The 25,212-nt window shown below is 64.9% G+C and carries 24 protein-coding genes and 1 other RNA gene; 20 read left to right on the top strand and 5 right to left on the bottom strand.

The features are described from left to right. Positions 1–34: 34 nt before the first annotated feature. Positions 35–580, bottom strand: coding sequence for a biotin transporter BioY (locus GC148_RS02825; protein ID WP_291068515.1), 546 nt, complete (start codon positions 578–580; stop codon positions 35–37). Positions 581–708: 128 nt separating this feature from the next. On the opposite strand from GC148_RS02825, the gene GC148_RS02820 reads away from it, so the two are divergent. From GC148_RS02820 to GC148_RS02765, 12 genes are all read left to right on the top strand, one after another. After that, complete coding sequence (locus GC148_RS02820; RefSeq protein ID WP_291068514.1) at positions 709–2,049, top strand: dihydroorotase; 1,341 nt, start codon at positions 709–711, stop codon at positions 2,047–2,049. Continuing rightward, complete coding sequence (locus GC148_RS02815; protein WP_291068513.1) at positions 2,046–2,636, top strand: hypothetical protein; 591 nt, start codon at positions 2,046–2,048, stop codon at positions 2,634–2,636. Before GC148_RS02820 ends, GC148_RS02815 begins: the two co-directional genes overlap by 4 nt. A 61-nt stretch (positions 2,637–2,697) precedes the next feature. After that, entirely contained in the window at positions 2,698–3,504 is an 807-nt protein-coding gene (locus GC148_RS02810; RefSeq protein WP_291068512.1) for an ion transporter, read from the top strand. Between the two features lie 77 nt (positions 3,505–3,581). Next, positions 3,582–5,000: a M20/M25/M40 family metallo-hydrolase gene (locus GC148_RS02805; protein ID WP_291068511.1), complete on the top strand. Its 1,419-nt coding sequence runs from the start codon at positions 3,582–3,584 to the stop codon at positions 4,998–5,000. Between the two features lie 126 nt (positions 5,001–5,126). Then, positions 5,127–6,995, top strand: a complete 1,869-nt coding sequence (locus tag GC148_RS02800; protein WP_291068510.1) for a feruloyl-CoA synthase — start codon at positions 5,127–5,129, stop codon at positions 6,993–6,995. 280 nt (positions 6,996–7,275) lie between these two features. After that, positions 7,276–8,826, top strand: coding sequence for an acetolactate synthase large subunit (locus tag GC148_RS02795; RefSeq protein WP_366063007.1), 1,551 nt, complete (start codon positions 7,276–7,278; stop codon positions 8,824–8,826). 215 nt (positions 8,827–9,041) lie between these two features. Continuing rightward, positions 9,042–10,031 carry a GAF domain-containing protein gene (locus tag GC148_RS02790; RefSeq protein WP_291068508.1) on the top strand — a complete coding sequence of 330 codons (990 nt, stop codon included), beginning with the start codon at positions 9,042–9,044 and terminating at the stop codon, positions 10,029–10,031. A 147-nt stretch (positions 10,032–10,178) separates the two neighbouring features. Beyond that, entirely contained in the window at positions 10,179–11,702 is a 1,524-nt protein-coding gene (adh, locus tag GC148_RS02785) for an aldehyde dehydrogenase (protein ID WP_291068507.1), read from the top strand. A 106-nt stretch (positions 11,703–11,808) separates the two neighbouring features. Beyond that, positions 11,809–12,180, top strand: coding sequence for a DUF779 domain-containing protein (locus GC148_RS02780; RefSeq protein ID WP_291068506.1), 372 nt, complete (start codon positions 11,809–11,811; stop codon positions 12,178–12,180). Between the two features lie 63 nt (positions 12,181–12,243). Next, positions 12,244–12,336, top strand: an RNA gene (gene ffs, locus GC148_RS02775) — signal recognition particle sRNA small type. 324 nt (positions 12,337–12,660) lie between these two features. Next, positions 12,661–14,529, top strand: coding sequence for a ribonucleoside-diphosphate reductase subunit alpha (locus GC148_RS02770; protein WP_291068505.1), 1,869 nt, complete (start codon positions 12,661–12,663; stop codon positions 14,527–14,529). Positions 14,530–14,864: 335 nt separating this feature from the next. Continuing rightward, positions 14,865–15,734, top strand: a complete 870-nt coding sequence (locus GC148_RS02765) for a lipid A-modifier LpxR family protein (protein WP_291068504.1) — start codon at positions 14,865–14,867, stop codon at positions 15,732–15,734. A 76-nt stretch (positions 15,735–15,810) separates the two neighbouring features. On the opposite strand, the gene GC148_RS02760 is transcribed toward GC148_RS02765, so the two are convergent. The 3 genes from GC148_RS02760 to GC148_RS02750 form a co-directional block, all read right to left on the bottom strand. After that, on the bottom strand, positions 15,811–16,437 hold the full coding sequence (locus GC148_RS02760) for a DUF1345 domain-containing protein (protein WP_291068503.1): 627 nt from the start codon (positions 16,435–16,437) through the stop codon (positions 15,811–15,813). Between the two features lie 60 nt (positions 16,438–16,497). Beyond that, a complete protein-coding gene (locus GC148_RS02755) occupies positions 16,498–16,941 on the bottom strand; it encodes a DUF2267 domain-containing protein (RefSeq protein WP_291068502.1) in 444 nt (147 codons plus the stop codon). Positions 16,942–17,007: 66 nt separating this feature from the next. Further along, on the bottom strand, positions 17,008–17,583 hold the full coding sequence (locus GC148_RS02750) for an NYN domain-containing protein (RefSeq protein WP_291068501.1): 576 nt from the start codon (positions 17,581–17,583) through the stop codon (positions 17,008–17,010). Positions 17,584–17,739: 156 nt separating this feature from the next. Here GC148_RS02750 and rpoZ point away from each other — a divergent pair, with 156 nt between their 5' ends. Genes rpoZ through recO form a run of 8 tightly spaced genes read left to right on the top strand, consistent with a single transcriptional unit; the run spans position 17,740 to position 24,526 of the window. Continuing rightward, positions 17,740–18,090: a DNA-directed RNA polymerase subunit omega gene (gene rpoZ, locus GC148_RS02745; RefSeq protein ID WP_291068500.1), complete on the top strand. Its 351-nt coding sequence runs from the start codon at positions 17,740–17,742 to the stop codon at positions 18,088–18,090. A gap of 8 nt (positions 18,091–18,098) precedes the next feature. Next, positions 18,099–20,366 (top strand): bifunctional (p)ppGpp synthetase/guanosine-3',5'-bis(diphosphate) 3'-pyrophosphohydrolase, encoded by a 2,268-nt coding sequence (locus GC148_RS02740; protein ID WP_291068499.1) that lies wholly within the window; start codon positions 18,099–18,101, stop codon positions 20,364–20,366. Further along, the gene (gene pyrE / locus GC148_RS02735) at positions 20,356–20,937 is read left to right on the top strand and encodes an orotate phosphoribosyltransferase (protein ID WP_291068498.1); all 582 of its coding nucleotides are present in this window, start codon (positions 20,356–20,358) and stop codon (positions 20,935–20,937) included. The genes GC148_RS02740 and pyrE overlap by 11 nt, the downstream gene beginning before the upstream one ends. Continuing rightward, positions 20,937–21,695 carry a pyridoxine 5'-phosphate synthase gene (locus GC148_RS02730; protein WP_291068497.1) on the top strand — a complete coding sequence of 253 codons (759 nt, stop codon included), beginning with the start codon at positions 20,937–20,939 and terminating at the stop codon, positions 21,693–21,695. The genes pyrE and GC148_RS02730 overlap by 1 nt, the downstream gene beginning before the upstream one ends. Next, positions 21,692–22,102 carry a holo-ACP synthase gene (gene acpS / locus GC148_RS02725; RefSeq protein WP_291068496.1) on the top strand — a complete coding sequence of 137 codons (411 nt, stop codon included), beginning with the start codon at positions 21,692–21,694 and terminating at the stop codon, positions 22,100–22,102. Before GC148_RS02730 ends, acpS begins: the two co-directional genes overlap by 4 nt. Next, on the top strand, positions 22,099–22,854 hold the full coding sequence (gene rnc, locus GC148_RS02720) for a ribonuclease III (protein ID WP_291068495.1): 756 nt from the start codon (positions 22,099–22,101) through the stop codon (positions 22,852–22,854). Before acpS ends, rnc begins: the two co-directional genes overlap by 4 nt. Then, positions 22,851–23,798 (top strand): GTPase Era, encoded by a 948-nt coding sequence (gene era / locus GC148_RS02715; protein ID WP_291068494.1) that lies wholly within the window; start codon positions 22,851–22,853, stop codon positions 23,796–23,798. Before rnc ends, era begins: the two co-directional genes overlap by 4 nt. Further along, positions 23,795–24,526 carry a DNA repair protein RecO gene (recO, locus tag GC148_RS02710; protein WP_291068493.1) on the top strand — a complete coding sequence of 244 codons (732 nt, stop codon included), beginning with the start codon at positions 23,795–23,797 and terminating at the stop codon, positions 24,524–24,526. The genes era and recO overlap by 4 nt, the downstream gene beginning before the upstream one ends. Here recO and GC148_RS02705 read toward each other — a convergent pair. Beyond that, positions 24,523–25,134, bottom strand: a complete 612-nt coding sequence (locus GC148_RS02705; RefSeq protein ID WP_291068492.1) for a glutathione S-transferase family protein — start codon at positions 25,132–25,134, stop codon at positions 24,523–24,525. The two genes, recO and GC148_RS02705, sit on opposite strands and share 4 nt — an antisense overlap. Between the last annotated feature and the right edge of the window lie 78 nt (positions 25,135–25,212).

The following is a 25,212-nucleotide window of genomic DNA, read 5'->3' as shown; positions in this document are numbered from 1 at the left end:
GGGGGCGTTCTAGGCCTTCCGCGCGCCGCCGTCATCAGGCCTTTCCGCCCGGCAGGGCCGCGATCACGGCCGCCGCCAGCGCGCTCTTCAGCAGCGATCCGGCGAGGAAGGGCACAACGCCCGACCCCAGCGCCACTTCCGGCGAGGTCAACATTGCCAGCCAGCCACCGCCGATCACAAGGATCAGGGCGTGAAGGCCGAGGAAGCCTGCGAAACGGATCCCGTGCCCTTCCAGCGACTGGGCCTTGGGCAGGAAGCCGGCCAGGAACGCGGCCACCGGGAAGGCGAACAGATAGCCCGCCGTCGGTCCCGCAAAGGCTGCCAGGCCCGTCTTGCCGCCCGCCAGAACCGGCGCGCCGCCCATCGCGAGCCCCAGCCAGGCGAGCACGATCGCCGCGCCCGCGCGCGGCCCGGCCACGGCGCCGAGTAACACCACAACCAGCGTCTGCAGCGTCACCGGCACCGGATACATCGGCAGCGACACATAGGAAGACACGGTCAGCGCCGCGATGCCCGCCAACCCGATCAGGACCGGGCGCAGCAGCGGATGGGCAGGCGAGCGGGCGGGGGCCTTGGGCATGGGAGGTGCCTTGCGGGTCTGGTTCGGCGCCACTTTTGTGCGGTGCACACCGAGGGGGCAAGCCGAAACCCGGCCCTGTGCCGCTCCGCCCCGATGACAGGGGCCCGCGTCGGGGGCATAAGGGCGTCATGACCCAAGTCTTTGACCTCATCCTTCGCGGCGGCACGGTCGTCACACCCGGCGGCCAGATCCAGACCGACATCGGCATCATCAACGAACGCATCGCCCGCATCGGCGATCTCTCGCAGGCTGCAGCCGGCGAAATCTACGGCGCGGCCGGCCTGCACATCCTGCCGGGCGTTATCGACAGCCAGGTCCACTTCCGCGAGCCGGGCCTGGAACACAAGGCTGACCTCGAAACCGAGGCCCGCTCCGCCGCGCTGGGCGGGGTCACCGCCGTGTTCGAGATGCCCAACACCAATCCCTCGACCATCACGCCGGACCTGCTGCAGGACAAGCTGAACCGCGCGAAGGGCCGCATGGATGTCGACCACGCCTTCTATGCGGGCGCGACCCATACCAATACCGACCTGCTGCCCGAGATGGAGCGCATGGTGGGCTGCTGCGGCGTGAAGGTGTTCATGGGCGCCTCCACCGGCGATCTGCTTGTGCAGGATGACGAGGGCGTTGCCGCCGTCATCAAGGCCATCAAGCGCCGCGCCGCTTTCCATTCCGAAGACGAATACCGCCTCGCCGAGCGCCGCCCGCTGGCCCGCACCGGCGACTGGACCAGCCATCCCGAAGTGCGCGACGTCGAAAGCGCCGTGATGTCCACCAAACGCCTCCTGCGCATCGCCCGCGCCGCCGGCAAGCGCATCCACGTGCTGCACATTTCAACCGCCGAGGAGCTGGAAATCCTGCGCGACGCCAAGGATGTCGCCTCGGTCGAATGCCTGCCGCAACACCTCACGCTGGCCGCACCGGAATGCTACGAGCGCCTGAAGGGCTATGCCCAGATGAACCCGCCGATCCGAGAGGCCCGCCACCGCGAAGCGCTCTGGCGTGCGGTCAATGCCGGCATCGTCGACGTCATGGGTTCCGACCACGCGCCCCACACGAAGGAAGAGAAAGCCCGGCCATATCCCGCGTCGCCCTCGGGCATGCCCGGCGTTCAGACCCTGGTGCCGATCATGCTGACCCATGTGAACGAGGGAAAGCTCAGCCTGCAGAGATTTGTCGAGCTGACCTCTGCCGGCCCGCAGCGCGTCTTCGGCCTCGCCGACAAGGGCCGCATTGCCGAGGGCTATCATGCCGACTTCACCATCGTGGACCTGAAGCACAAGGAGACCATCACCGCCGACTGGTCGAAGTCCAAGTGCGGCTGGACTCCGTTTGACGGTTTCGAAGCCACCGGCTGGCCGGTTGCCACCGTTATCCGCGGCGGCTTCGTCATGCGCGACGGCGAGATCACCCGCAAGGGCGGCGGCAAACCTGTCCGCTTCAACGAAACACTGGAGCCTCAGGGTTGATCCCGCCGCCGCTGATCGACGCGCTGCGCACCCGCTACTCGGAGCCGCAGCGCCACTATCACAGCTGGGACCATATCGAAGCATTGTTGCGCCACTATCGCCGTTGGGAGGCGCACTTCCATCGCCCGGTCCCGGTGCTCTGGGCGCTCTACTGGCATGATGCGATCTATGATCCGCAGGCGAAAGACAATGAGGAGCAGAGCGCGATCCTGCTGGAACATGATGCGCAAGGCCATCTGCCTGCAGACGATATCGCCTTCGCCGCGGCCATCGTCTGCGCCACCACGGCCCACAAGGTGCCGGACGGGTTGAGTGCGGAAGACGCCGCCGATGCGGCGCTGTTTCTCGACCTCGATCTTTCAATCCTCGGTACGCCGGTCCAAGTCTATGATCGCTACGAGACGGATATCCGCAAGGAGTACGCCTTCGTGCCAGAGGTCGCCTTCTGCGCCGGGCGCGGGGCTATCCTCAAGGGTTTCCTTGCCCGCGAGCGACTCTATCTGACGGACCTCGCCCATGCCGAATGGGACGCGCCCGCCCGGGCAAACCTGAAACGGGCGATTGCCGCGCTTCAGCCATCGCAATAAGTAGTCGCCCCCGTGACACCGCACGCCTGAACGGCAATAAATACACTGGGGAGGCGACCTGATGAACGATACGGTACCGGCGCGCAAGAGTATCGGCCTGCGGCGCACGCTGATCTGGCTCTACGAAGGTGTCGGCGCGTGGCCGGTCGCGTTTCGCTGGGCCGTGTTCATCTTCGACATCCTGACGATCAGCTATTTCCTGGCCTCGCCCTTCCTGCCGCATTCCGGTGTGCACCACTGGCTGGACTATACGATCGGCTCGGTCATCGCGCTCGATCTTGTCGCGCGCTTCTATATCGCCCCGACCAAGCGCCGCTTCTTCATGCGCTTCATGAATATTGCAGACCTGATCGTGGTCTTCTCCATGCTCGCGCCGCTGATCTCGCAGAACTATGCCTTCCTGCGGGTCATCCGCGCGCTGCGGGTCGCGCGCGCCTTCAGCATCCTCAATGAGCGCAGCCCGCTCGCCAAATACCTGCGGCTGCACCGCGCCGTGATTGAGCGGGCAGTTAACCTCGTCGTCTTTCTCTTCATCATGTCGGCGCTGGTCTATGCCAATCAGGTCCGCAAGCCGGGCTCGGATATCCACAACTATCTCGACGCCTTCTACTTCACCGTTACCAGCCTGACGACGACCGGCTATGGCGATGTCGTGCTCGTCGGCTGGAGTGGCCGTGTCCTGCCCATCGTTATCATGCTGCTCGGCGTCACCCTCTTTCTCCGCCTGCTCAAGGAGCTGGTCACGCCGTCGGAGAAAGTCGATGTCGAGTGCACAAAATGCGGCCTCCATCGTCATGACAGAGATTCGGTGCATTGCCGCCACTGCGGAAACGTCATCTATATCGAGAATGAAGGGTTCGAACCCTGAGCCTTGGGGCTTGCCCTGCCGCGCGGACCCGTCAAAGTTTCCGCCTGTCCTGATGTCCACGAAATCCGGAGTTTTCTATGTCCTTCAAGCCGGCTGCCCTGTTTGCGTCTGCCCTGCTTCTTGTCGCCCCGGTAGCTATCGCTGAGGAGCGTACCGAGTTCGAACAGGCGGCGCGCGAGCTCTACCAGACGGCCGTTGAGATCCGCACGGCGCGCGGGCAGGGCAAGACGCATGAGCTGGTAGACTACCTCGCCAGCGAGCTGAAAGCCGCCGGCTTTGCAGAATCCGACATCCGGATCACCGACCACGACAATGATGGCGAGCAGGTCCAGGGCCTTATGGTGTGGTATCGCGCGGATGGCACGCCGAAGCAAAAACCGATCGTCTTCCTCGCCCACATGGATGTGGTAGATGCGCTCCCGGAAAGCTGGGTGCGCTATCCGTTCGAATTGATCGAGGAGGACGGCTACTTCTTCGGCCGTGGTACATCCGACAACAAGTACGGTGTCGTCAGTCTTGTCTCGAATTTCATCCGGCTGAGGCAGGAAGGGTTCAAGCCGGACCGCGATCTCGTTATCGCCCTGTCCGGTGACGAGGAAACCGGAATGGTGTCCACGCGTGCGCAGGCCGAGTACATCGCCGGCCATGTCGATCCGGCCTATGTCCTGAACGCCGACGCCGGCGGGCTGACCCTCGGCATGGATGGCCAGGCCTTGTTCTACAGCATACAGGGCGCGGAGAAGACCTATGCCAGCTTCGAGCTGACAGTCACCAATCCCGGCGGCCACTCGTCCGCCCCGCGCGCCGACAACGCGATCTATGAACTCGCCGATGCGCTCAAGAAGATCGAGGCCTACAAGTTCCCGGTCATGCACAGCCCGTTGACGCTCGCATCCTTCCGCGCCGCCGGTGGACAGACGCCGGGCCCGCTCGGCGAGGCGATGCTGGCCTTCGCCGAAAATCCTGCCGACGCGTCCGCCATCGCAGTGTTGCGCGCCGACCCCTCCACTGTTGGCACGACCGGCACCACCTGCATCGCCACCATGCTGCGCGCCGGCCATGCCGACAACGCGCTTCCTCAATGGGCGACCGCCACCATCAACTGCCGCATCTTCCCGGGCGTGGGTATCGACGCCACCGAGCAGACCTTGAAGGACGTCGTCGGAAATGACGCCGTCAAGTTCAAGCGGATTTCCAATCTCGTCGAGAGCCCGGAATCCAGAATTCCCGATGAGGTCCTTGCGGCGGTGAAGGCCGCGCTCGCGGAACGCGGTCTCGACGGGCTGGCGATTCTTCCGCACATGTCGTCGGGTGGCACCGACGGCATGCATTACCGCAACCTCGGCTATGACACGGTCGGTATTGGCGGCGGTGCGTCCAAACCGAACGATACCTTCGCACACGGTCTCAATGAGCGTCTTTTGGTCAGTGCCTTCTATGACGGGCTCGACCATTGGTATGTCATCATGAAGGAGCTCGCCGGCGGCGCGAACTGACATCCTCCGGCTGCACCCCGGCCGGGGATGGGGCTTGCCCTTTCCGGCGCACTGCGCGAGCTAGCACAACAGAAAACACGAGGCATGGCCGCCGCCCGGCGCCCTGCGGGGAGATTGAAGACCGCCATGAGCAAGACCGCCCATATCCCGTTCCGAGAGGTTCCGTACCTGCCGCTCAAGGTCAATATCGACCGGCGCCCGGACGGTACGATCTATCTCTCCAACGGCCAGCCGCTGAAGCCGCATCCGCCGCACATGCTGGCGCCGCTGGTGAAGTGGGCCGCCGAGCGCCCGGACCAGGTCTGGCTCGCCGAGCGCTGGCCCACCGATCCCGCCCGGCCCGGCTGGCGCGAGGTGACGTATGCGGAGGGTCTTGCCGAGGTCAAGCGCCTTGCTGCCGCCTTCCTCAGCGAAGGGGCAGGGCAGGGCGCGCCGTTGATGATCCTGTCCAAGAACTCGATAGACCATGCGCTCCTGATGTATGCTGCCATGTGGTCCGGCAGCCCGGTCGTCCCGGTCACGCCCGCCTATGCGCTCCTCAGCCAGGACCTGGTGCGCCTCAACTATATCGACCGGCTGACCCAGCCGACATTCATCTATGTGGAAGACGGCGCCGAATACCAGCGCGCCCTGAACGGCATGGATCTCGGCGACCGGCTCGTCATCTATTCCCGCAACGCGCCCGACGTGCCCCGCGCCGTCAGCTTCGAGGATTTCGCCGGGCTGGCGGGCGACGCGGTCGATGCCGCCTATGCCGCGCTGACGCCGTCGACTGTCGCCAAGTACATGCTCACCTCCGGCTCCACCGGCGAGCCCAAGGCCGTCATCAACACGCATGGCATGGTCGCCGCGAACGCGAAGATGATCCGCTCGGTCTGGAACGAGGAACGCCTTGATGAGCTTACCAGCGGTCCGCAGGTCATGGTGAACTTCCTGCCCTGGAGCCACACCTACGGCACCCATTCCATCCTGCACAACATGCTGGACTGGGGCGGCACGCTGTATATCTGCCAGGGCGCGCCGACGCCCCAGCGTCTGCCGGAGATGCTCCGTAACCTGAAGGAAATCCCCACCACCCAGCACACGACCGTGCCGCAGGCCTGGGCCGCGCTCGCCACCGCGCTGGAGCAGGATGACGCGCTGGCCGAAGTCTTCTTCTCGCGCCTCATCTCCATGGCCTATGGCGGCGCCGCAATGGGCCAGGACATCTACGAACGCATCCAGGATGTCGCCGTCCGCATCACGGGTGAGCGCATCTCGCTGTCGGCCGGCTATGGCGCCACCGAGACGTCGCCCACCGCGTCCAACGTCCACTGGCCGAATGGCACGATGGGCCTGATCGGCCTGCCGCTGCCCGGCAACACGTTCAAGCTCGTGCCCACCGGCACCAAGCTCGAACTGCGCGTCAAGGGCGTCAACGTCACGCCCGGCTACTTCCGGAATCCGGAAAAGACCGCAGAAGCGTTCGACGAGGAAGGTTATTACCGCCTCGGCGACGCCGTCCGCTTCGTCGATCCCGCCGTGCCCGAGAAGGGCCTCGCTTTCGATGGTCGCACGGTGGAGGAGTTCAAGCTCGCCAGCGGCACCTGGGTCTCCACCGGCTCGGTCCGTGTCGCCGCGGTTGCAGCCACCGGCGGCATCTTGTCGGACGCCATCGTCTGCGGCCTGAACCACGACGAGATCGGCCTGCTCGGCTTCCTCAACGAGACCTATTGCCACCGGCTCACCGGCGGTCCGCTGCCACTCGACGCCCTCGTCAAGCACCCCGCCATCGAGACCGCGCTGCGCCGCGCGCTGGAAGACTACAACCGCAAGAATCCGAACGCCGCCTCGCGGATCGCGCGGATCCTGTTGCAGACCACACAGCCCCAATCCGACCTCGGCGAGATCACCGAGAAGGGCTACATCAACCAGTCGCGCACCCAGGAAATCCGAGCGGACCAGATTTCGCTACTTTATGCTGCAGAGCCTTCGCCGGGTAAGCTCCTGATTTGAATTGACCCGCGCGTCTTGTCGCGGCTGAAAGCAAACATGAGCATTGTGCAGGGCTCGATTTCTCTATTCTGAACGGTATAGTCTGGCTCAGGCTGTAGTGTATGCTGCAGCTCAGCCATTCCCCTTTGGCTTAGGGCGGGCCGCACAGCGATCACGGAAGACCCCTTGCTTCCAGTTCGCCGTGCGGCCCGTTTCGCTTTTGCACCCAGCTCGGTTTTCGCCTAAGCACCGGACGCAAGACAAAAATCGGGAGGCAGGAATGGCTGCGGCAGACACCGGCATGACGGGCGCACAAGCGCTGGTTTCAACCCTGGCAGACCATGGCGTCACCGCCTGCTTCGCCAACCCCGGCACCTCGGAAATGCACCTCGTCACCGCGCTCGACCACGAGCCGCGCATCCGCTCGGTGCTCTGCCTCTTCGAAGGCGTCGCCACCGGCGCCGCCGATGGCCATGCCCGCGTCACCGGCGGGCCTGCGATGACGCTGCTGCACCTCGGCGCCGGCTTCCTGAATGGCGGCGCCAACATCCACAACGCCAAGCGTGCCTGGACGCCGATGGTCAACGTGATCGGCGATCATGCCGTGCCCCACCTGCGCTATGATGCGCCGCTCACCTCCAACATCCTCGGCCTCGCAGGCCCGAACTCGATCTGGATCAAGTCTGCCAATTCTGTTGCCGACGCCGGCAATCTCGCCGCCGAGGCCTGGGAGGCAAGCTTCGGCCCGGTCTCCGGCCCGGTCTCGCTGCTGCTGCCGGCCGACACCGCTTGGAACGAAGGCGGCGTCCCCGGCAAGGCCCGCAAGCGTCCATCGCGGCGCGCGCCCGATGCTGGCCGTATCGACGCGGCCGCCAAGGCGGTGCGCGCGGCGAAGAAGCCGGTCATCCTGATCAACGGCACCGCGCTGGCGCCCGCTGGTCTCGCCCATGCCGCGCGTCTCAAGGCCGCCGGCTTGCGCGTGATCACCGACACGTTCTTCCCGCGCCAGGCGCGCGGCGCCGGCCTCTTTGCGCCGGACCGGATGCAGTATTTCGCCGAAGGCGCGATGGCTGATCTTGAAGGCTCGGACCTAATGCTGGTCGCGGGCACGCAGGTGCCGGTCGCCTTTTTCTCCTATCCGGGCAAGCCGAGCGTGCTGGTGCCGGACGGCTGCACCCCGATGGTCCTCGGCGGCCCCGAATCCGACAGCGCGGCGATCCTCGGCGCGCTCGCTGATGCCCTCGGCGCCAAGGCCTCTGCCGACGCCGCACCGCTCGACCTGCCGGGCCAGCCCACCGGCGCGCTGAACGCGGCAACGGTTGGCGCCTCCATCGCCCGCCACATGCCGGAAGGCACCTTCGTTTCCGATGATGGCGTCTCCAACGGTCTGCCCTGCTTCATGATGACCGGCCGCGCCCGTCCGCACGAATGGATGATGCTCACGGGCGGCGCCATCGGGCAGGGCCTGCCGCTCGCGCTCGGCGCCGCCGTGGCCGCGAAAGGCCGTGCCAAGGTGCTTTGCCTCTCCGGCGACGGCGCCGCGATGTACACCAACCAGGCCTTGTGGAGCATGGCGCGCGAAGGCGTCGACGTCGTCAACGTCATCTTCGTCAACCATTCCTACCGTATCCTGAACATCGAACTCGCTCGCACCGGCGCCGGTAATCCAGGCCGCGTCGCCGAAGACCTGCTCGGCCTCGGCCGCCCTGAGATAGACTGGGTCAAGCTTTCGGAGGCGCAGGGTGTGCCGGCCGTAAACGCCACGACCGCCGAAGAGTTCGACACGGCCCTCGAACGCGCCTTTGCCGCCGGCGGTCCCCAACTCATCGCCGCCCACGTCCCGGCCCGCTGACCCCAACCTCTCCTCTCCAGCTCATCCCGGCTAAAGCCGGGATCCAGTCTGATGGGCGCAATCTTGTTGCGCTGGCCGCGGGCTTTCGCCGGGATGAGCGGCAGTCGAAAAGCCCAAAAAACCTGTCAACCGGCCAGCCCAAAGCTGCGTCCGGACGCCCGCGCTGAAGCGGTCCACAAGATTGACCGGGCGCCTTGCCGTGTTACGCTTGGCGGATGGACAAGAAGGCCGATCCGTCCGCTGCCGCGCCTTCAGGCGCCCATGCCGATGTTGTGCGCGAGGTCGCCCTGTCCCGGTCGGGCGCCGCCCGCTCCACCATCGCCGCCTCCTGGGCCCGCTCGCTCACGACGCACGGGCTTGCGCCGGATGCGCCGCGCCGGGACGTCCGCATCGACGTGTCCGGTCTGTTGCAGCGCCGCGAAATGCTGGGCCGGATGCTGGAGATTTCCAATCCGGTCATGGACCGTCTGCACGCCAGTCTCAGCCTGGCCGGTTGCAGCATCTTCCTGTGCGACACCGGCGGTATCGTGCTCGACCAGCGCACGCCCGAGGCGGATGAAGGCGTGTTCCGCGCCGCCGGCCTGTGGCAGGGCGCCGACTGGTCGGAGTCCACGCAAGGCACCAATGGCATCGGTACCTGCATTGCCGAGCAGCGTGTCATCACGGTCTACCGCGACCAGCATTTCCGCGACAGCAATACGGTGATGACCTGCATGGGCGCGCCGGTCTTCGATGAGGAGGGCGAGCTGGCGGCAGTGCTGGATGTCTCCTCCTGCCGGTCAGACCTGACGCAGCCGTTCGCCACGCTGATCGCGCAGACGGTGGCTGACGCCGCCCGGCAGATCGAGGCCGACCATTTCCAGAGCGTCTTCTCCGGCCGGCGCATCGTGCGCGGGCGCGGTGACGGCCAGCGCGGCGCGGTCCTGTTCGCGGTCGATGCGGACGATCTGGTGATCGGCGCCACCCGCGCGGCCCGGCAAGTCTACAGCCTCGGCCCGGACGCCTTCGCGACGCCGCGCCCGGCTGGCGATGTGTTCGGCGATTCCGATCAGCGCGGCGTCGGCCTCGACAGCGCCGAGCGGCGGGAACTGAAGCGCGCCATCGCCCGCGCCGATGGCAACATGGCCGCCGCCGCCCGCGCCCTCGGCATCAGCCGGGCGACGCTCTACCGGCGCATGGAACGGCTTGGCGTCACCAGCGGCTGATCTTTCTCCGGTCAACCTGTCTCAGTTCTGAGACACTTCTGACCGAGCGCCCGCCGCGCCGGGCTGACACGGCCCGCCTGCGGGACGATCCTTCTCTCCAGTCTTCGCACCATGACGAAGCGTGCAAACTGGAAGAGGAAACACCAAATGGCTGACACACAAGTTCTCGACACGTCGACGCTGAAATCTCCGTTCAAGGAGCGTTACGACAATTTCATCGGCGGAAAATTCGTGCCGCCCGTCGCAGGCCGCTATTTCGACAATCCGTCGCCGATCACCGGCAAGACGATCTGTTCGGTTGCGCGCTCCGATGCGGCGGACATAAATGCCGCGCTCGACGCCGCGCATGCAGCGAAAGACGCCTGGGGCCGAACCTCCGTAGCTGAACGATCTCTGATCCTGAACCGGATCGCCGACCGGATGGAGCAGAACCTGGAACGGCTCGCCACCTGCGAGACTTGGGATAATGGCAAGCCGGTCCGCGAGACCATGGCGGCCGACATGCCGCTCGCCGTCGATCACTTCCGCTACTTCGCGGGCTGCATCCGCGCGCAGGAAGGCGGCATCAGCGAGATCGACCATGACACGGTCGCCTATCACTTCCACGAACCCCTCGGCGTGGTCGGACAGATCATCCCGTGGAACTTCCCGCTGCTGATGGCGGTATGGAAACTCGCGCCCGCGCTCGCCGCCGGCAACTGCGTTGTATTGAAACCCGCCGAGCAGACGCCCGCGTCGATCATGGTGCTGGCCGAACTGATCGGTGACCTGTTGCCGCCGGGTGTGCTCAATATCGTCAACGGCTTCGGGCTCGAGGCCGGCAAGCCGCTCGCTTCCAGCAAGCGCATCGCCAAGATCGCCTTCACGGGCGAGACGACGACGGGCCGGCTCATCATGCAGTATGCGTCCGAGAACATCATCCCGGTCACGCTGGAGCTCGGCGGCAAGTCGCCGAACATCTTCTTCGCGGACGTGATGCGCGAGGACGATGACTTCCTCGACAAGGCCATCGAAGGCTTCGTGATGTTCGCGCTGAACCAGGGCGAGGTGTGCACGTGTCCGTCGCGCGCCCTGATCCATGAGTCGATCTATGACCGCTTCATGGAGCGTGCGCTGAAGCGCGTGGCGGCCATCAAGCTCGGCAACCCGCTGGACCCCGCCACGATGGTCGGCGCGCAGGCGTCGTCGGAACAGAAGGACAAAATCCTCTCCTATTTCGACATCGGCCGGCAGGAAGGCGCTGAAGTGCTCGCGGGCGGCAAGGCCGTCGATCATGGCGGAGAACTCTCCGGCGGCTATTACATCCAGCCGACGGTCCTGAAAGGCCACAACAAGATGCGGGTCTTCCAGGAGGAGATCTTCGGACCGGTCGTCTCCGTCACCACCTTCAAGGATGATGCCGACGCGCTCGCCATCGCCAATGACACGCTCTACGGCCTCGGCGCCGGTGTGTGGAGCCGCGAGGCGAACACCTGCTACCGCTTCGGGCGCGCCATCCAGGCCGGCCGAGTCTGGACGAACTGCTACCACGCCTATCCGGCCCATGCGGCCTTCGGCGGGTACAAGCAGTCCGGCATCGGCCGCGAGAACCATTCGAAGATGCTCGACCACTACCAGCAGACCAAGAACATGCTGGTGAGCTACGCGCCGAAGAAACTCGGCTTCTTCTGATCGCCGGAGATCCCCTCCCGGCGAATGAGCAGTTCCGGCGCGGCGTACTCCCACCCAGACGCGCCGGAACTTGCCGCTCCGCCCGGCCGGTGCTTAGAGGTGATGCATGAGCCCGCCCATGACCCGGCCGCCGCGCGTGACTGCCACCCCGGCGGCGCGCGACCTGATCGCGGAGATCCGAAAGGATCATCCCGACATCCTATTCCATCAGTCCGGCGGCTGCTGCGACGGGTCGAGCCCGATGTGCTACCCGGTCAGCGATTTCCGGGTCGGCGAGGTCGACATCTGCCTCGGCGAGATCGACGGGGTGAAGGTCTTCATTTCCGAGAGCCAGTTCGAGGCCTGGAAACACACCCAGCTGATCCTCGATGTCGTGCCCGGCCGGGGCGGGATGTTCTCGCTCGACAATGGCCGCGAGCGCCGCTTCCTCTCCCGCGCCCGGACCTTCACCGACACAGAACTTGCCGCGCTGGGTTGAGTTGGCGCCTTGAGCCGCACCGCCCTTGCGATTCGGACCGGGCCCGCGCATATACGCCCCCGGAGGCAGGCGGCGGACGGGCCGCTCGCCAATCGGGTCAGGCGGGGAACCGAGCAGCCCTAACGAGCTTCAGCCCGGGTCGTTTGCCTGTCTCCACCCTGATCCTTCGTGCCGATGGATCGTGAGTCGCTCCCATAAAAATTCGATTGTGCTGGCCGGCCCTTTCACGGGCCGATCGGGCCGCGTCGTTTTGGCCTTCGGGCAGCCGGGCTGAATCGCCCGCAGGATGGGCCATCCAGCGGCGGCGTTAACTTTTCATTCAGGAGTTTTCCACGCCTCTTTGACGGATTTGTAAAATGGGGCGTTGACCGGAAATTAACCTTCGGACACTATATGTAGTGTCAGGGAAGAGGCGCTAAACCATATTTGGTTGAATGCCCCAAAAACCCAGTAAAAGCAGGAAGATTCAGGAGGGTCGCCATGTCGGCAACCAACGCACAATCCGTCGCTAAAGAGGCCGCGCGCAAGGGCAAGCCGAAGGCTGGTACCGAAGCGAAGATCGCGCTGGTCCAGGGCCACGGGATCAAGACTGATCCGTCGCGGGATTCGCTGTTGACCGACTTCGGCAAGAAGACGCTGGATGACCGTTACCTGCTGCCGGGCGAGACCTATCAGGACATGTTCGCCCGCGTCGCCTCCGCCTATGCGGATGATGCGGCCCATGCCCAGCGCCTCTACGACTATATCTCGAAACTCTGGTTCATGCCGGCCACCCCGGTGCTATCGAATGGCGGCGCTGATCGCGGCCTGCCGATCTCCTGCTTCCTGAACCAGGTCGGCGACTCGCTGGACGATATCGTCGAGACCTGGACCGAGAACGTCTGGCTCGCCTCGAACGGCGGCGGCATCGGCACCTATTGGGGCAATGTCCGCTCGATCGGCGAGAAGGTCGGCCAGAACGGTCAGACCTCGGGAATAATTCCCTTCATCCGCGTGATGGACTCGCTGACGCTTGCTATCTCGCAAGGCTCGCTGCGCCGCGGGTCGGCCGCGTGCTATCTCGACATCCATCACCCGGAAATCGAGGAGTTCCTCGAGATCCGCAAAGCCTCGGGCGACTTCAACCGCAAGAGCCTCAACCTCCACCACGGCATCAACATTACCGATGCCTTCATGGAAGCGGTGCGCAACGATGAAGACTTCGGCCTGATCTCGCCGAAGTCCGGCGACGTGCTGAAGACCGTCAACGCCCGCAAGCTGTGGCAGAAGATCCTCGAGCTGCGCATGCAGACCGGCGAGCCGTACCTTCTGTTCACTGACACCGTGAACAACGCCATGCCGGCGCACCAGAAGCGCCTTGGCCTGAAGGTCACGCAGTCGAACCTCTGCTCGGAAATCACGCTGCCGACCGGCGTTGACCATCGCGGCGTCGACCGCACGGCGGTCTGCTGCCTCTCGTCGGTCAATGCCGAGACCTTCCTCGAATGGTCGAAAGAGCCGATGTTCATGGAAGACGTGTTCCGCTTCCTCGACAACGTGCTGGAAGACTTCATCCAGCGCGCGCCGCCGGAAATGGCCCGCGCGGTCTACTCGGCCAAGCGCGAGCGGTCGGTCGGTCTGGGTGTCATGGGCTTCCACTCTTTCCTGCAGGCGATGAACGTCTCGCTGGAGAGCGCCACGGCGAAGGCCCTGAACCTCAAGATCTTCAAGCATATCCGCCAGGGCGCGGACGCGGCCTCGGTGAAACTCGCCAAGGAACGCGGCCCCTGCGAAGACGCCCGCGATGTCGGCATGATGGCCCGCTTCTCGAACAAGCTGGCGGTGGCGCCCACCGCGTCGATCTCGATCATCTGCGGCGGCACCTCGGCTGGCATCGAGCCGATCCCGGCCAACGTGTACACGCACAAGACCCTGTCGGGTTCGTTCACGGTCAAGAACCAGCAGCTTGAAGCGCTTCTGGAGACCAAGGGCCTCAACACGCCGGAGATCTGGGGATCGATCCTCGAACACGAAGGCTCGGTGCAGCATCTCGACTGCCTCGACCAGTTCGAGAAGGACATCTACAAGACAGCCTTCGAACTCGACCAGCGGTGGATCATCGAACTGGCAGCCGACCGCACGCCGTTCATCTGCCAGTCGCAGTCTCTGAACCTCTTCCTGCCGGGCGACATCGACAAGTGGGACCTGCACATGCTGCACTGGACGGCATGGGAGCGGGGCCTGAAATCGCTGTACTATTGCCGCTCGAAATCGGTCCAGCGCGCGTCTTTTGCCGGCTCTGAAAAGATCGAGGCCGAGAAGATGGACGTCGCCGTCACCGACTATGACGAGTGTCTGGCCTGCCAATAGGCCCGGACCGTTCCGGTTGAAACGTTAATGTGAGCGGCCCGCCAACCGGCGGGCCGTTCATCTTTTCGGGGTCCGGAAGTCCGCCACAATTTCGTCAATTGTATCAACCGGTTAATGGAGTCCGGCCCGGGGCTTGGCTGTCCTTCGGCCCAAATAGTGCCAGATTTCCGGGCGTTGGCCCGGAATCTGTAGGTACCGCTTCAGTGGCGATGAATTAATCTTTGAGGGGCGAAAAGGCGGTTGGGACGCCAAGTCCTTCATGTTACTTTAGCCAGACGGGGTCAACTTCTTACGTGAGTGGAGTAAGGAATCTGACCGTGAAAGGTATTAGAGGAATGGCCTTCGCATTTGCCACGAGCCTTGTTACCCTGGCCTGTCAGGGGTGCGTTTCGTCGGGCGCTGCAGACTATGCTTATGCCGAACCCGCCGTCGAACCCTCGCTGGGCATGTCCCTGGCCGTGCCGGGATCGTTCGGAAGCGGCGCTCTCAATGCGCCCACCGACAGCGCGCTCAGTGATACAGGCGCCGGTCTTGGCGCGCCGGTTGGATCGGTCTCCAGTGTTCTGCTGACAGGCCCCGATTCAGACGTCACCGTCTTCGCCACAAATGCGCCGCCGTCAGCTTTCAGCCTGACCGGGTCGGGCATTGCCGGCCTTCCGCAATCGGATCTTTCCTTCGGCTGGTCTTCCAGCCCGGTGTTGAGCTCATTGGCCGCCGATCTGGCGACGGCCCGCTATGGCCAGCCCGATCCTGAAACCCGCAACGTTTCGATCGGCCTGTCATTGGCCGCCACCAGCACCCAGACCGGTCTGGCCTTCGACGTCGGACTGGCCCCGCGCCTGGCCGTGCGCGATGGCGGCGACCTCAAGGGCAAGCGTCTGGGCGGTGAACTGCGCTTTGGTCAGGGTCTCGACGTGCTTCAGTCCAGCGAGGCGCCCAAAGGCTGGTACGTGTTTGTCGGCGCAGATGGCGAAGCGCTCGTCTGGGATACCGACATGCAGCGCCTCGGCGTGGACGCGCTGAGCGACATGCAGCTGACCGACCAGCTGACGGTCGGCGACCTGCAGGCCGGTGTCTCGATCCAGCGCGCCGGCGGTGAGTTGTCATTGAGCTATATCCGGCGCGAAATGCGCTTCAGCGACCGCAATGGCAGTCTCTCCGACACCGAAGATTTTGCCGGCATCAGTTTCACCATGCGGCGTTGATCTGCCCCTTCCGAATACCATTGCAACTGACCCCTCACCCCTGCTTCGGCAGGGGTTTTCTTTTTTTGGCCGGGCGTCAGATCACGCTGGCAGTGATGTTGACGGCAAGGGCGAGGACGCCGAGATTGAAGAAGAAGGCAGCGAGGCCGTGGAGGGTGGCGGCCTTGCGCAGCGTGGCGTCGGAGATGGTCACGTCCGACACCTGGCACGTCATTCCGATCACGAACGAAAAATAGCAGAAGTCCGCAAAGCCGGGCACCTCCGTGCCAGGGAAGTTCAGGCCCGCGCGGTCAGCGCCGCCATGCTGGTCGTAATAGAGATGCGAGTATTGGAAGGCGAAAACGAGGTTCGCGAACAGCCAGGCCAGAATGAGGGTCGGGATGCTGATCGCGATGTCGGCGGCCCCCAGACGCGAAGGGCCGGCGATCATCAGGGTCGTGGCGATCAACACGCTGATGAAGGTGGCGAGGGTGACGATGAGCAGCAGGCTGCGTCCGCCGTCATCGCGCGCGCCCCGCTGGCGGGCGGCGGCGGCCGTATCGGCGGACCAGAGCGGCAGGCAGGAGAAGATGAACATGATCGCGGCGAGATCGAAGCCGGTGATCAGGGCGCGCGCGGGCGAGAGCACGGACAATGACAGGCCGCCGATCAGGGCAAAGACGAGGACGAACCCGGTAAAGCGCGGATGCGGTATCGCGTTCATGGAAGGCCTCCCGATCAGCAGGCCGAGACTAGCCCGGGCCGGCAGCCGTGCAACATGCGATCAGGGAAAATCAACCGGCCTGACGCGCGCCGGTTCGACGTGCCAGAACGCTTCAGCCTCCGGGCCGATGGCCGCGAGGACCGGATCGATCTCGTCCGGACGCACGACGGCGCGCAGCGCAATCGCCGTCGCCTCGATACAGTTGACGGGTGTCAGGTTGTGATACGGGCGAAGGGCCTGTGCCTCGGCGGTCTGTTCCGCGCGGCTGCCCCAGGGGGCGGGTTTGGTGGGGTGCCAGCCAATGACGAAGATCGCTCTGGGGATGGAGGGCAGCGTATCCGCAAAGCGGAGCGCCTGATCGACCGTCAGCCGGCGGCGGAAGGTCAGCAGCACGCCTTCTATGGCCGTGTAGGCGGCGTTGTTGCTGATGAGGACCATCTCGTCCTTGGCGACATCCAGGAAGCGCTGCCATTCGGCGCTCGCGTGTCGGTAGGTCCAAGGCATCGGCATGTGCAAAGCGTGCGCCCAGTCCGGCCGGCTGCCCATGCGGTGGCTGGCCGCAAACCGGGCTCAGTCGTCGTCGCGGTCGTCGTCCTGCGGCCCGTCGGCAGTTTCACGGCGGGGGCGGGCGATCAGCTCGCCGAGATCGACGAGCTCGATGAACGTGTCGGCCTCACGGCGCAGATCGTCAGAGATCATCGGCGGGGATGCGTTCATTGTCGAGACGACGGAGACGCGCACGCCCTTGGCTTTCACCGCCTCGACCAGGCGGCGAAAATCGCCATTGCCGCTGAACAGGACTATGTGATCGGCCCAGGCAGCCGCTTCGAGCATATCGACGGCGAGTTCGACATCCATGTTCCCGCGGACCCGCTTGCGGCCTTCGCGGTCGACGAATTCCCGGGCGGACTTCTTGATGACGTTGAAGCCGTTATAGGCCAGCCAGTCGACCAGAGGGCGGATCGGGCTGTAATCGTCGTTTTCGAGCAGGGCGGTGTAGTAGTTGGCGCGTATGAGGCGGCCGCGGGTCTGGAATTCCTTGAAAAGTTTACGGAAATCTATTTCCAGGCCGACGGCGCGGGCCGCTGAGTAGAGGTTTGCGCCATCTATGAACAGGGCGAGTCGCTCATCCTTGTAGAAGGCCATTGGCAATACTCTTTTCTTCCAATAGGAGGGGCATAATCTGTTTGCCCGGAATGTGCCTTTCCACCGCTTACCGGTCCTTGCCAAAGCCTGCAAGGATGGGTTGCCGCGGTGTGCTGCAGCGCATATAAAGGGCGGTTCTCAGGAGATTTGTCCGAAATGGCACGTGTTACCGTCGAAGATTGCATTGAAAAAGTCCCGAACCGGTTCGAGCTGGTGCTGCTCGCCGGGCACCGCGCCCGGATGATCCGTGAAGGTTCGCCCCTGACCGTGGACCGGGACAATGACAAGGATCCCGTCGTCTCGCTGCGCGAGATTGCCGACGCAACGATCGACCTGAAAGTCGTCAAGGAAGCCCTGATCTCGAACCTGCAGGACATCCGTCCGGGCGAGGAGAACGAGCGCGAAGCCGACCGTCAGGCCCTTATGGCTGCTCCGGCCGCGACCGAAGACGACGTTCTGCGCGCCTACCAGGCCGAAATCGAATCCGGGCGCGACGATCGCCTTTAGGAGCCCAAATGGACGGCAGCGCCCTTTCCGGACAGGAAAAAGGGGCTGGCGCTGACGCTGGCACACAGACCGCTGCGCCTGACGCGGCGGATGGGTTGCCCCCGGTTCCGACCCGCGATGAGCTGATTGCAAAGGTTCGGGCCTATCACCCACGGGTGAAGTCCGAACTGCTCGGTCAGGCCTATGACTTCGCCAAGAAGCATCACGGCGTGCAGACGCGCGATTCCGGCGAGGCATATTATTCTCATCCCATCCGGGTTGCGAACCTGCTGGCGGATGTGCACCTCGATGAGGTGACCATCGCCGCCGGTCTGCTGCATGATGTGGTCGAGGACACCGAGATCGACATCGGCGACATCGAGGTTCGCTTCGGCGCGGATGTGGCCGAGCTGGTCGATGGGGTCACGAAGCTCGACAAGCTGGAATTCAGTTCGAAGGAAGCAGCGCAGGCGGAGAACTTCCAGAAGTTCATCCTGGCGATGACGAGTGACATCCGTGTGCTGCTGGTTAAGCTGGCCGACCGGCTGCACAACATGGAAACTCTGCACCATCGCAAGAAGGCGGAAAGCCGCCAGCGCACCGCGCGCGAGACGATGGACATCTATGCGCCGCTGGCGCGCCGGGTGGGTCTTTATGATGTCGCCGCGCGCATGGACGACCTGGCGTTCCAGGAGCTGAACCCCGATGCCCGCCGTGCGATCCTCTACCGGCTGGAAGAGCTGGAGAACGAGAACAAGGGCGACCTTGAGCGCCTGCGCGTTGACCTCACGAAGCTGCTCGACGAGACGGGGCTCAATTACCGCCTGCGCGGCCGGCGCAAGCAGCCCTATTCGCTTTGGCGCAAGCTGGAACGCAAATCCATTTCCTTCCGCGATGTGGCAGACCTGTTCGCCTTCCGCGTGATCCTCGACAACACGCAGGATTGCTACGCTGTGCTCGGCGCCGTGCACACGCATTGGGCCTGCATTCCGGACCGGTTCCGCGACTTCATCTCCGTGCCCAAGCCGAATGGCTATGCCAGCCTGCACACGACTGTACGCGCCTCCGGCAATCGCCGGGTGGAATTGCAGATCCGCACGGTGGCGATGGACCGCACGGCGGAATACGGCGTGGCGGCGCACTGGGGCTACAAGAACCGGTCCTACGGGTTTGACGTCGACTCGGCGCGCGCGGCCGGTCTCGATCCGGAAGCGAACCTCAAGGCCTTCGCCGAACTGCTGCGCGACGGCGCCGAGCCGGGCGAATTCCTCGAGCACGCCAAGCTTGAGATGTACCGCGAACATGTTTTCGCGTTCACGCCGAAGGGAAAGCTGATCATCCTTCCTGCGGGCGCGATGCCGCTGGATTTCGCCTATGCGGTGCACTCGGCGGTGGGCGACACGGCCATCGGTGCACGGATCAACGGCGAAGAGAAGTCCATGCGCCGGCCGCTGAAGAATGGCGACGTGGTGGATATCATCCGTGGGCGTGCACCGGCCGCGTTGGTCGGCTGGGAAGCGATGACCTATACGGGCCGCGCGAAATCCAAGCAGCGCAAGCTCGAGCGCGACCGCGAAGCGGCCGAGTTCCGGCGGCTTGGCGAGGGCCTCATCAACCAGGCGCTGCGCCGGGCTGGGGTCGATCCGATCGACGTGATGCTGATCGAGGTCGCCAAGAAGCTGAAGTTGGACACGATTGACGAGCTGCGCGAGGAGACCGGGCGCGGCAAGGTGCAGACATCGGCCATCGTGCGCGCGGCTTTCCCCGGCTACGAGCCGGACCGGACGGACGATCTGGACAAGCGCCCCATCGACAGCCGCCATGCGCCGCTGTTCGTGGAGGGCAAAGACCTGACGCCGGGCGTGACGCTGCATCTCGGCCAATGCTGCCGCCCGTTGCCGGGCGACCGCATCATCGGCGTGCAGGTGCCCGACAAGGGTCTGGTAGTGCACGTGTCGAGCTGTCCGCGCCTCGCAGAGTATGACGACCAGCCCGAACTGTGGCGCGACCTGAAATGGACCGAGCTGGCGAAGACCGGCGCGGTGGCGATCGGACGCATACGGATCAACGCTTCCAACCAGAAGGGCGTTCTGGCAAAGCTCTGTTCGGCCGTGGCCGAATCCAATGGCAATATCGTCGGCATCTCGACCGGCGCGCGCCAACCCGATTTCATTGAACTGATGATGGATATAGAAGTGGAAGATCTGAAACGACTGACGCAGATCCTGGCGGCGCTGCGTTCGCTGGCTGTTGTTGACCGCGCGGTGCGCGACCAGGAGGGCCAGGATGAACAGTGATCAGGTTCTCGACGTTTTCCGCGCGGCGGGCGCCCTGCTCGAAGGGCATTTCATCCTGTCGTCGGGCCGGCGCAGCCCGGTTTTCCTGCAGAAGGCGCTGGTCTTCTCGCGGCCGGACCTATCGGAGAAGCTCTGCAAGGCGCTCGCCGAAAAGCTGAACGCGACGTTCGGCAAGATCGATGTGGTCGCGGGGCCCGCCGTCGGCGGCATTATTCCGGGCTATGAACTGGCACGCCAGCTGGGCGCGCGCGCGATCTTTGCGGAACGTGTGGACGGCAATCTCGAATTCCGCCGTGGCTTCTCGATTGCCGAAGGCGAGCGGGTGCTCATTGCCGAGGATATCGTGACGACGGGCCTGTCCTTCCGTGAGACGGTTGAGGCGCTCGCGAAGCTGCCGGGCAAAGTGGTGGGCGGGGCGTGCATCATAGACCGGTCCGGCGGGCGCGCCGATGTCGGCTGCCAGCTGATCTCGCTCGCGCAGGTGAACTTCCCGGATTATGCGGCGGACGATCTGCCCCCGGAGCTTGCGGCGATGCCGGCGGTGAAACCGGGCTCGCGGGGGCTTGCCTGATGGCAGGTTTCCTCCGCCTCGGAGTCAATATCGATCACGTTGCGACCATCCGCAACGCGCGCGGCGGGCCGCATCCGAACCCCGTGCGCGCGGCGCAGATCTCTGAGGCGGCAGGCGCCGACGGTATCACCATCCACCTGCGCGAAGATCGCCGGCACATCCGGGACGGAGATATCGAGGCGATCCGCAAGGCGACGCGCCTGCCGATCAATCTCGAAATGGCGGTGACCGAGGAGATGGAGGCCATCGCGGTCGCGTTTCGTCCGCATGCGGCCTGCCTCGTGCCGGAGCGGCGCGAGGAGCGCACGACCGAAGGCGGGCTGGACGTGGCCGGTATGCACAACCGGATTGCCCCGGTGGTCGATGCGCTGCGCAAGGCGGGCGCGCGCGTGTCTCTGTTCATCGAGCCTGACCCCGTGCAGATCGCGGTGGCGGAAGTGCTGCGTGCGCCGGTGGTTGAGCTGCACACCGGCAAGTATGCCGAGCTGTGGCTGGAGGGCGGTGCGGAGGCGGCGGCGCCTGAGCTGGAACGTCTGAAATTCGCGGCGGCCGATGCCCGCCGGCGCGGGATCGAACCGCATGCCGGGCACGGACTGACTTTCGAGAATGTCGGGCCCGTGGCGGCCATTCCCGAGCTGGCCGAACTCAATATCGGCCACTTCCTGATCGGCGAAGCGATCTTCATCGGCCTCGAGGCGGCCATCCGCGAGATGCGGCGCCGGATGGACGTCGCGCGCGGCGCGGCGGTGGCGGCATGATCATCGGTGTCGGCAACGATCTCTGCAATATCGAGCGCATCCAGCGTTCGCTGGACCGGTTCGGCGCGCGCTTCGAGGAACGCGTGTTCACGCCCTACGAGATTGCCAAGGCCCGCAGCCGGCGGCGTGTCGCGGAGACCTATGCGAAGCGGTTTGCGGCGAAGGAAGCCTGCGCCAAGGCGCTGGGCACGGGCGTGCCGCGTGCCGGCGTGCACTGGAAACATCTCGGCGTGGTGAACCTGCCGTCCGGCAAGCCCGGCTTTGAACTGACCGGCGGGGCCGCCACGCGGCTCGCCCGGATCACACCGCTCGGCTACAAGGCGCTCGTGCACCTGACGCTGACCGATGATCACCCTTGGGCGGAGGCTCATGTGATCATCGAAGCCGTACCGCTGGGCGGTTCATGATCCCCGCGCGCCCGAAACGTACACGCCAGCGCGCCGCTGCGAAGGCTATCCGGCCTGCGCTCGGCGATGAGGCCATGGCGGGCGCCGAAGAAGCGTGCGGCTACCGGTTCAAGGACAAGAGCCTCCTGGTGCGTGCGCTGACGCATCCGAGCGCTGTGAGCGCGGCGGAGTCGCTGCTGCATGCGAACCAGCGCCTCGAATTCCTCGGCGACCGGGTGCTCAACCTGCTGATCGCAGAGCGTCTGATCGACCGGCGCCGCAACGAGACCGAAGGCGAACTCGCGCCGCGTCTCAACCGGCTTGTGAAGAAGGGCGCGTGCGCAGAAGCGTTCCGGCATCTGGGTCTGAACGGTTTCCTGCTGATGTCCGACAATGAGATCGCTGCAGGCGGACGTGAGCGCGAGTCGACGCTGGGCGATGCTTGCGAGGCGGTGATTGCCGCAGTCTATCTGGATGGCGGCCTCGGCGCGGCGCGCAAGCTGGTCGAGAAGGGTTGGGCGCCGCAATTCAATACCGGCCCGGCGGAGACCAAGGATCCGAAGACCCTTTTACAGGAACTTGTGCAGGGGCAGGGTTATCCGCTCCCGGAATATGTGGTGAAGAACCGGTCCGGACCGGACCATGCGCCGGTCTATGAAGTCGAAGTCCGCATTGCGCCTCACGGGCATGCGGCAGCGACAGGCGCTTCCAAGCGCGACGCCGAACGACAGGCCGCCGCGCGGATGCTGGAACAATTGAGAGGAAATACATGAGCGACCAAATCGTAACGCATGCGGGCTTTTGCGCCATCATCGGCGCGCCCAATGCGGGCAAGTCGACGCTCACCAACAGGCTCGTCGGGGCGAAGGTCGCCATCGTCACGCACAAGGTGCAGACGACGCGCTTTCCCGTGCGCGGCGTGGCGCAGGTGGGCACGGCGCAGGTGGTGATCGTCGACACGCCGGGCATATTCGTTGCCAAGCGGCGGCTGGACCGGGCGATGGTGAAGGCGGCCTGGGGCGGGGCAGATGACGCCGACGCCGTGGTGCACCTGATCGACGCCTCGGCTTGGGTTGCCGAGCATGAGGGGCACACGACGGGCGCGCAGCGCCACTCGATCGAGGATGACCGCCGGGTGATCCAGCAGCTGAAAGATGCCGGCAAGCGAGCGATCCTGGCGCTGAACAAGATTGACCTTTTCCCGCATGACCGGGTGCTGCCCGTGATGGCGGCGCTGAATGCCGAAGGTGTCTACGACGAGATCTTCATGATCTCAGCCGACAAGGGTGACGGTGTCGAAAAGCTCGCAGCCGCCATCGCGAAGCGCATGCCGGAAAGTGAAGCGCTTTATCCGCCGGACCAGGTGGCCGACCTGCCGATGCGGGTTCTGGCGGCCGAGGTGACGCGCGAGAAACTGATGCTGCGCCTGCACCAGGAACTGCCTTACCAGCTGACGGTCGAGACCGAGAGCTGGGAGGAACGCAAGGACGGGTCCGTCCGTGTACAGCAGGTGATCATCGTGGGCCGTGAGGGGCACAAGGCGATGGTGCTGGGCAAGGGCGGCAGCCTGATCAAGGAGATCGGCCGGCAGGCGCGTGTGGAGCTGAGCGAAATGCTGGAACGTCCGGTGCACCTGTTCCTGTTCGTCAAGGTCGACGAGCGCTGGCAGGAAAAGCGTGAGAATTATTCCGGGTTCGGATTGGAATTTGATGTGTGAACTGGTCGGATGACGGCATCGTTCTGGGCGGACGCAGGTTCGGCGAAGGCGGCCTGATCCTCGATGTCCTGACCGCCGGGCGCGGGCGCCGGTCCGGCCTCGTCTACGGCGGAGCCTCGCGCAAACGACGCGGACAGTACGACGCCGGCAACACGCTGGCGCTCTCCTGGTCCGGCCGGCTCGACGACCAGCTTGGCCGGTTCGATGTAGCCGAGGCGCGGCGCGAACGGGCCTCGCGCCTGCTGGATGATGCGGCGGCCCTTTCCGCCGTGGCGTCGATCACGGCGCTGCTGCGCGCCGGTCTCAATGAAGGCGATGCAGCCGGCTCGAACCTGTTCGAGGCAACGTCGCTGCTGCTGGATGAGCTTGGCAATCCGGACATCTGGCCCGCGCTCTACGTGCGCTGGGAGCTGGGATTGCTGTCGGCGCTTGGATTCGGGCTCGACCTTGAAGAATGCGCGATCAGCGGCGCCAATGACGGGCTGACGCACGTATCGCCGCGCACGGGACGCGCGGTGCGCGGCTCCGAGGCGGAAGATTACATCGACCGGTTGCTGGCCATTCCGGATTTCCTATTGCGCAGCGACGCCGCTGTGATGCCCGGCGACATTGCCGCCGGGCTGAAACTGACCGGGCATTTCATCGAGAACCGCCTGTTCGCTTCGGTTCACCGGGGCATGCCGCCTGAGCGAGCGCGACTGGTGCTCCGGCTGCTGACGAAAACCTAGACCTTCGCGCTGGCGCGTTCGGAGACCTCGGCATACCAACGCCCGATATTCTTGAGCTCAGGGTTCAGCGGCTGGCCGACCTGCCCGCCGAAAACGAGGAAGCAGAACAACAGGATGTCGGCGAGCGTGAAGGTGTCGCCCGCCACGAAGGCGCGGCTGGCGAGCTGGGCGTCGAGGAAGGCGAGACCGTCCTGGGCCTTGGCCTTCAGGCCGGCGGCGGCTTCGGGAATGCAACGCATCCGTGGCTGGAACATCGGCAGGCCTTCGGAATAGCGGAAACCATTGGCCAGCGGCTCCATGATATTGAGGTCTACCCAGCGGGCCCAGCGGCGGGTCTGGGCGCGCGCTTCAGGGGTCTTGCCGATCAGGCTGTCGCCCGGGAATTTCTCGTCGAGATATTCGCAGATTGCGGTGATCTCGGTGATGACCGAGCCGTCGTCCAGAACGAGGCAGGGTGACTGGCCGGCCGGGTTGGTCTTCAGGTAGCCCCCCTCCCGGTTGACGCCCTTCATGATGTCAATGTCCTCGAGTGGCAGCGTGATGCCGCGCTCGGCCATGAACATGCGTACGACGTGCGGATTGGGTCCGATGGATGTGATGAGTTTCAAGGCGTCCTCCCGATTTTTGTTGCCCGGACTGTGCGCGAGGCCGAAGCGGCAAGCAAGGGCACGCCATTCAGCAGGCGT

The organism is Hyphomonas sp., assembly GCF_016125515.1.
In the GTDB taxonomy this organism is placed as follows: Bacteria; Pseudomonadota; Alphaproteobacteria; order Caulobacterales; family Hyphomonadaceae; genus Hyphomonas.
This window is presented reverse-complemented; position numbering and strand designations above follow the sequence as displayed.

Coding starts and splice junctions, on each gene's coding strand:
- GC148_RS02825 (WP_291068515.1), bottom strand. CDS start 580: ATGCCCAAGGCCCCCGCCCGCTCGCCTGCCCATCCGCTGCTGCGCCCG.
- GC148_RS02820 (WP_291068514.1), top strand. CDS start 709: ATGACCCAAGTCTTTGACCTCATCCTTCGCGGCGGCACGGTCGTCACA.
- GC148_RS02810 (WP_291068512.1), top strand. CDS start 2,698: ATGAACGATACGGTACCGGCGCGCAAGAGTATCGGCCTGCGGCGCACG.
- GC148_RS02805 (WP_291068511.1), top strand. CDS start 3,582: ATGTCCTTCAAGCCGGCTGCCCTGTTTGCGTCTGCCCTGCTTCTTGTC.
- GC148_RS02800 (WP_291068510.1), top strand. CDS start 5,127: ATGAGCAAGACCGCCCATATCCCGTTCCGAGAGGTTCCGTACCTGCCG.
- GC148_RS02795 (WP_366063007.1), top strand. CDS start 7,276: ATGACGGGCGCACAAGCGCTGGTTTCAACCCTGGCAGACCATGGCGTC.
- GC148_RS02790 (WP_291068508.1), top strand. CDS start 9,042: ATGGACAAGAAGGCCGATCCGTCCGCTGCCGCGCCTTCAGGCGCCCAT.
- adh (WP_291068507.1), top strand. CDS start 10,179: ATGGCTGACACACAAGTTCTCGACACGTCGACGCTGAAATCTCCGTTC.
- GC148_RS02780 (WP_291068506.1), top strand. CDS start 11,809: ATGAGCCCGCCCATGACCCGGCCGCCGCGCGTGACTGCCACCCCGGCG.
- GC148_RS02770 (WP_291068505.1), top strand. CDS start 12,661: ATGTCGGCAACCAACGCACAATCCGTCGCTAAAGAGGCCGCGCGCAAG.
- GC148_RS02765 (WP_291068504.1), top strand. CDS start 14,865: ATGGCCTTCGCATTTGCCACGAGCCTTGTTACCCTGGCCTGTCAGGGG.
- GC148_RS02760 (WP_291068503.1), bottom strand. CDS start 16,437: ATGAACGCGATACCGCATCCGCGCTTTACCGGGTTCGTCCTCGTCTTT.
- GC148_RS02755 (WP_291068502.1), bottom strand. CDS start 16,941: ATGCCTTGGACCTACCGACACGCGAGCGCCGAATGGCAGCGCTTCCTG.
- GC148_RS02750 (WP_291068501.1), bottom strand. CDS start 17,583: ATGGCCTTCTACAAGGATGAGCGACTCGCCCTGTTCATAGATGGCGCA.
- rpoZ (WP_291068500.1), top strand. CDS start 17,740: ATGGCACGTGTTACCGTCGAAGATTGCATTGAAAAAGTCCCGAACCGG.
- GC148_RS02740 (WP_291068499.1), top strand. CDS start 18,099: ATGGACGGCAGCGCCCTTTCCGGACAGGAAAAAGGGGCTGGCGCTGAC.
- pyrE (WP_291068498.1), top strand. CDS start 20,356: ATGAACAGTGATCAGGTTCTCGACGTTTTCCGCGCGGCGGGCGCCCTG.
- GC148_RS02730 (WP_291068497.1), top strand. CDS start 20,937: ATGGCAGGTTTCCTCCGCCTCGGAGTCAATATCGATCACGTTGCGACC.
- acpS (WP_291068496.1), top strand. CDS start 21,692: ATGATCATCGGTGTCGGCAACGATCTCTGCAATATCGAGCGCATCCAG.
- rnc (WP_291068495.1), top strand. CDS start 22,099: ATGATCCCCGCGCGCCCGAAACGTACACGCCAGCGCGCCGCTGCGAAG.
- era (WP_291068494.1), top strand. CDS start 22,851: ATGAGCGACCAAATCGTAACGCATGCGGGCTTTTGCGCCATCATCGGC.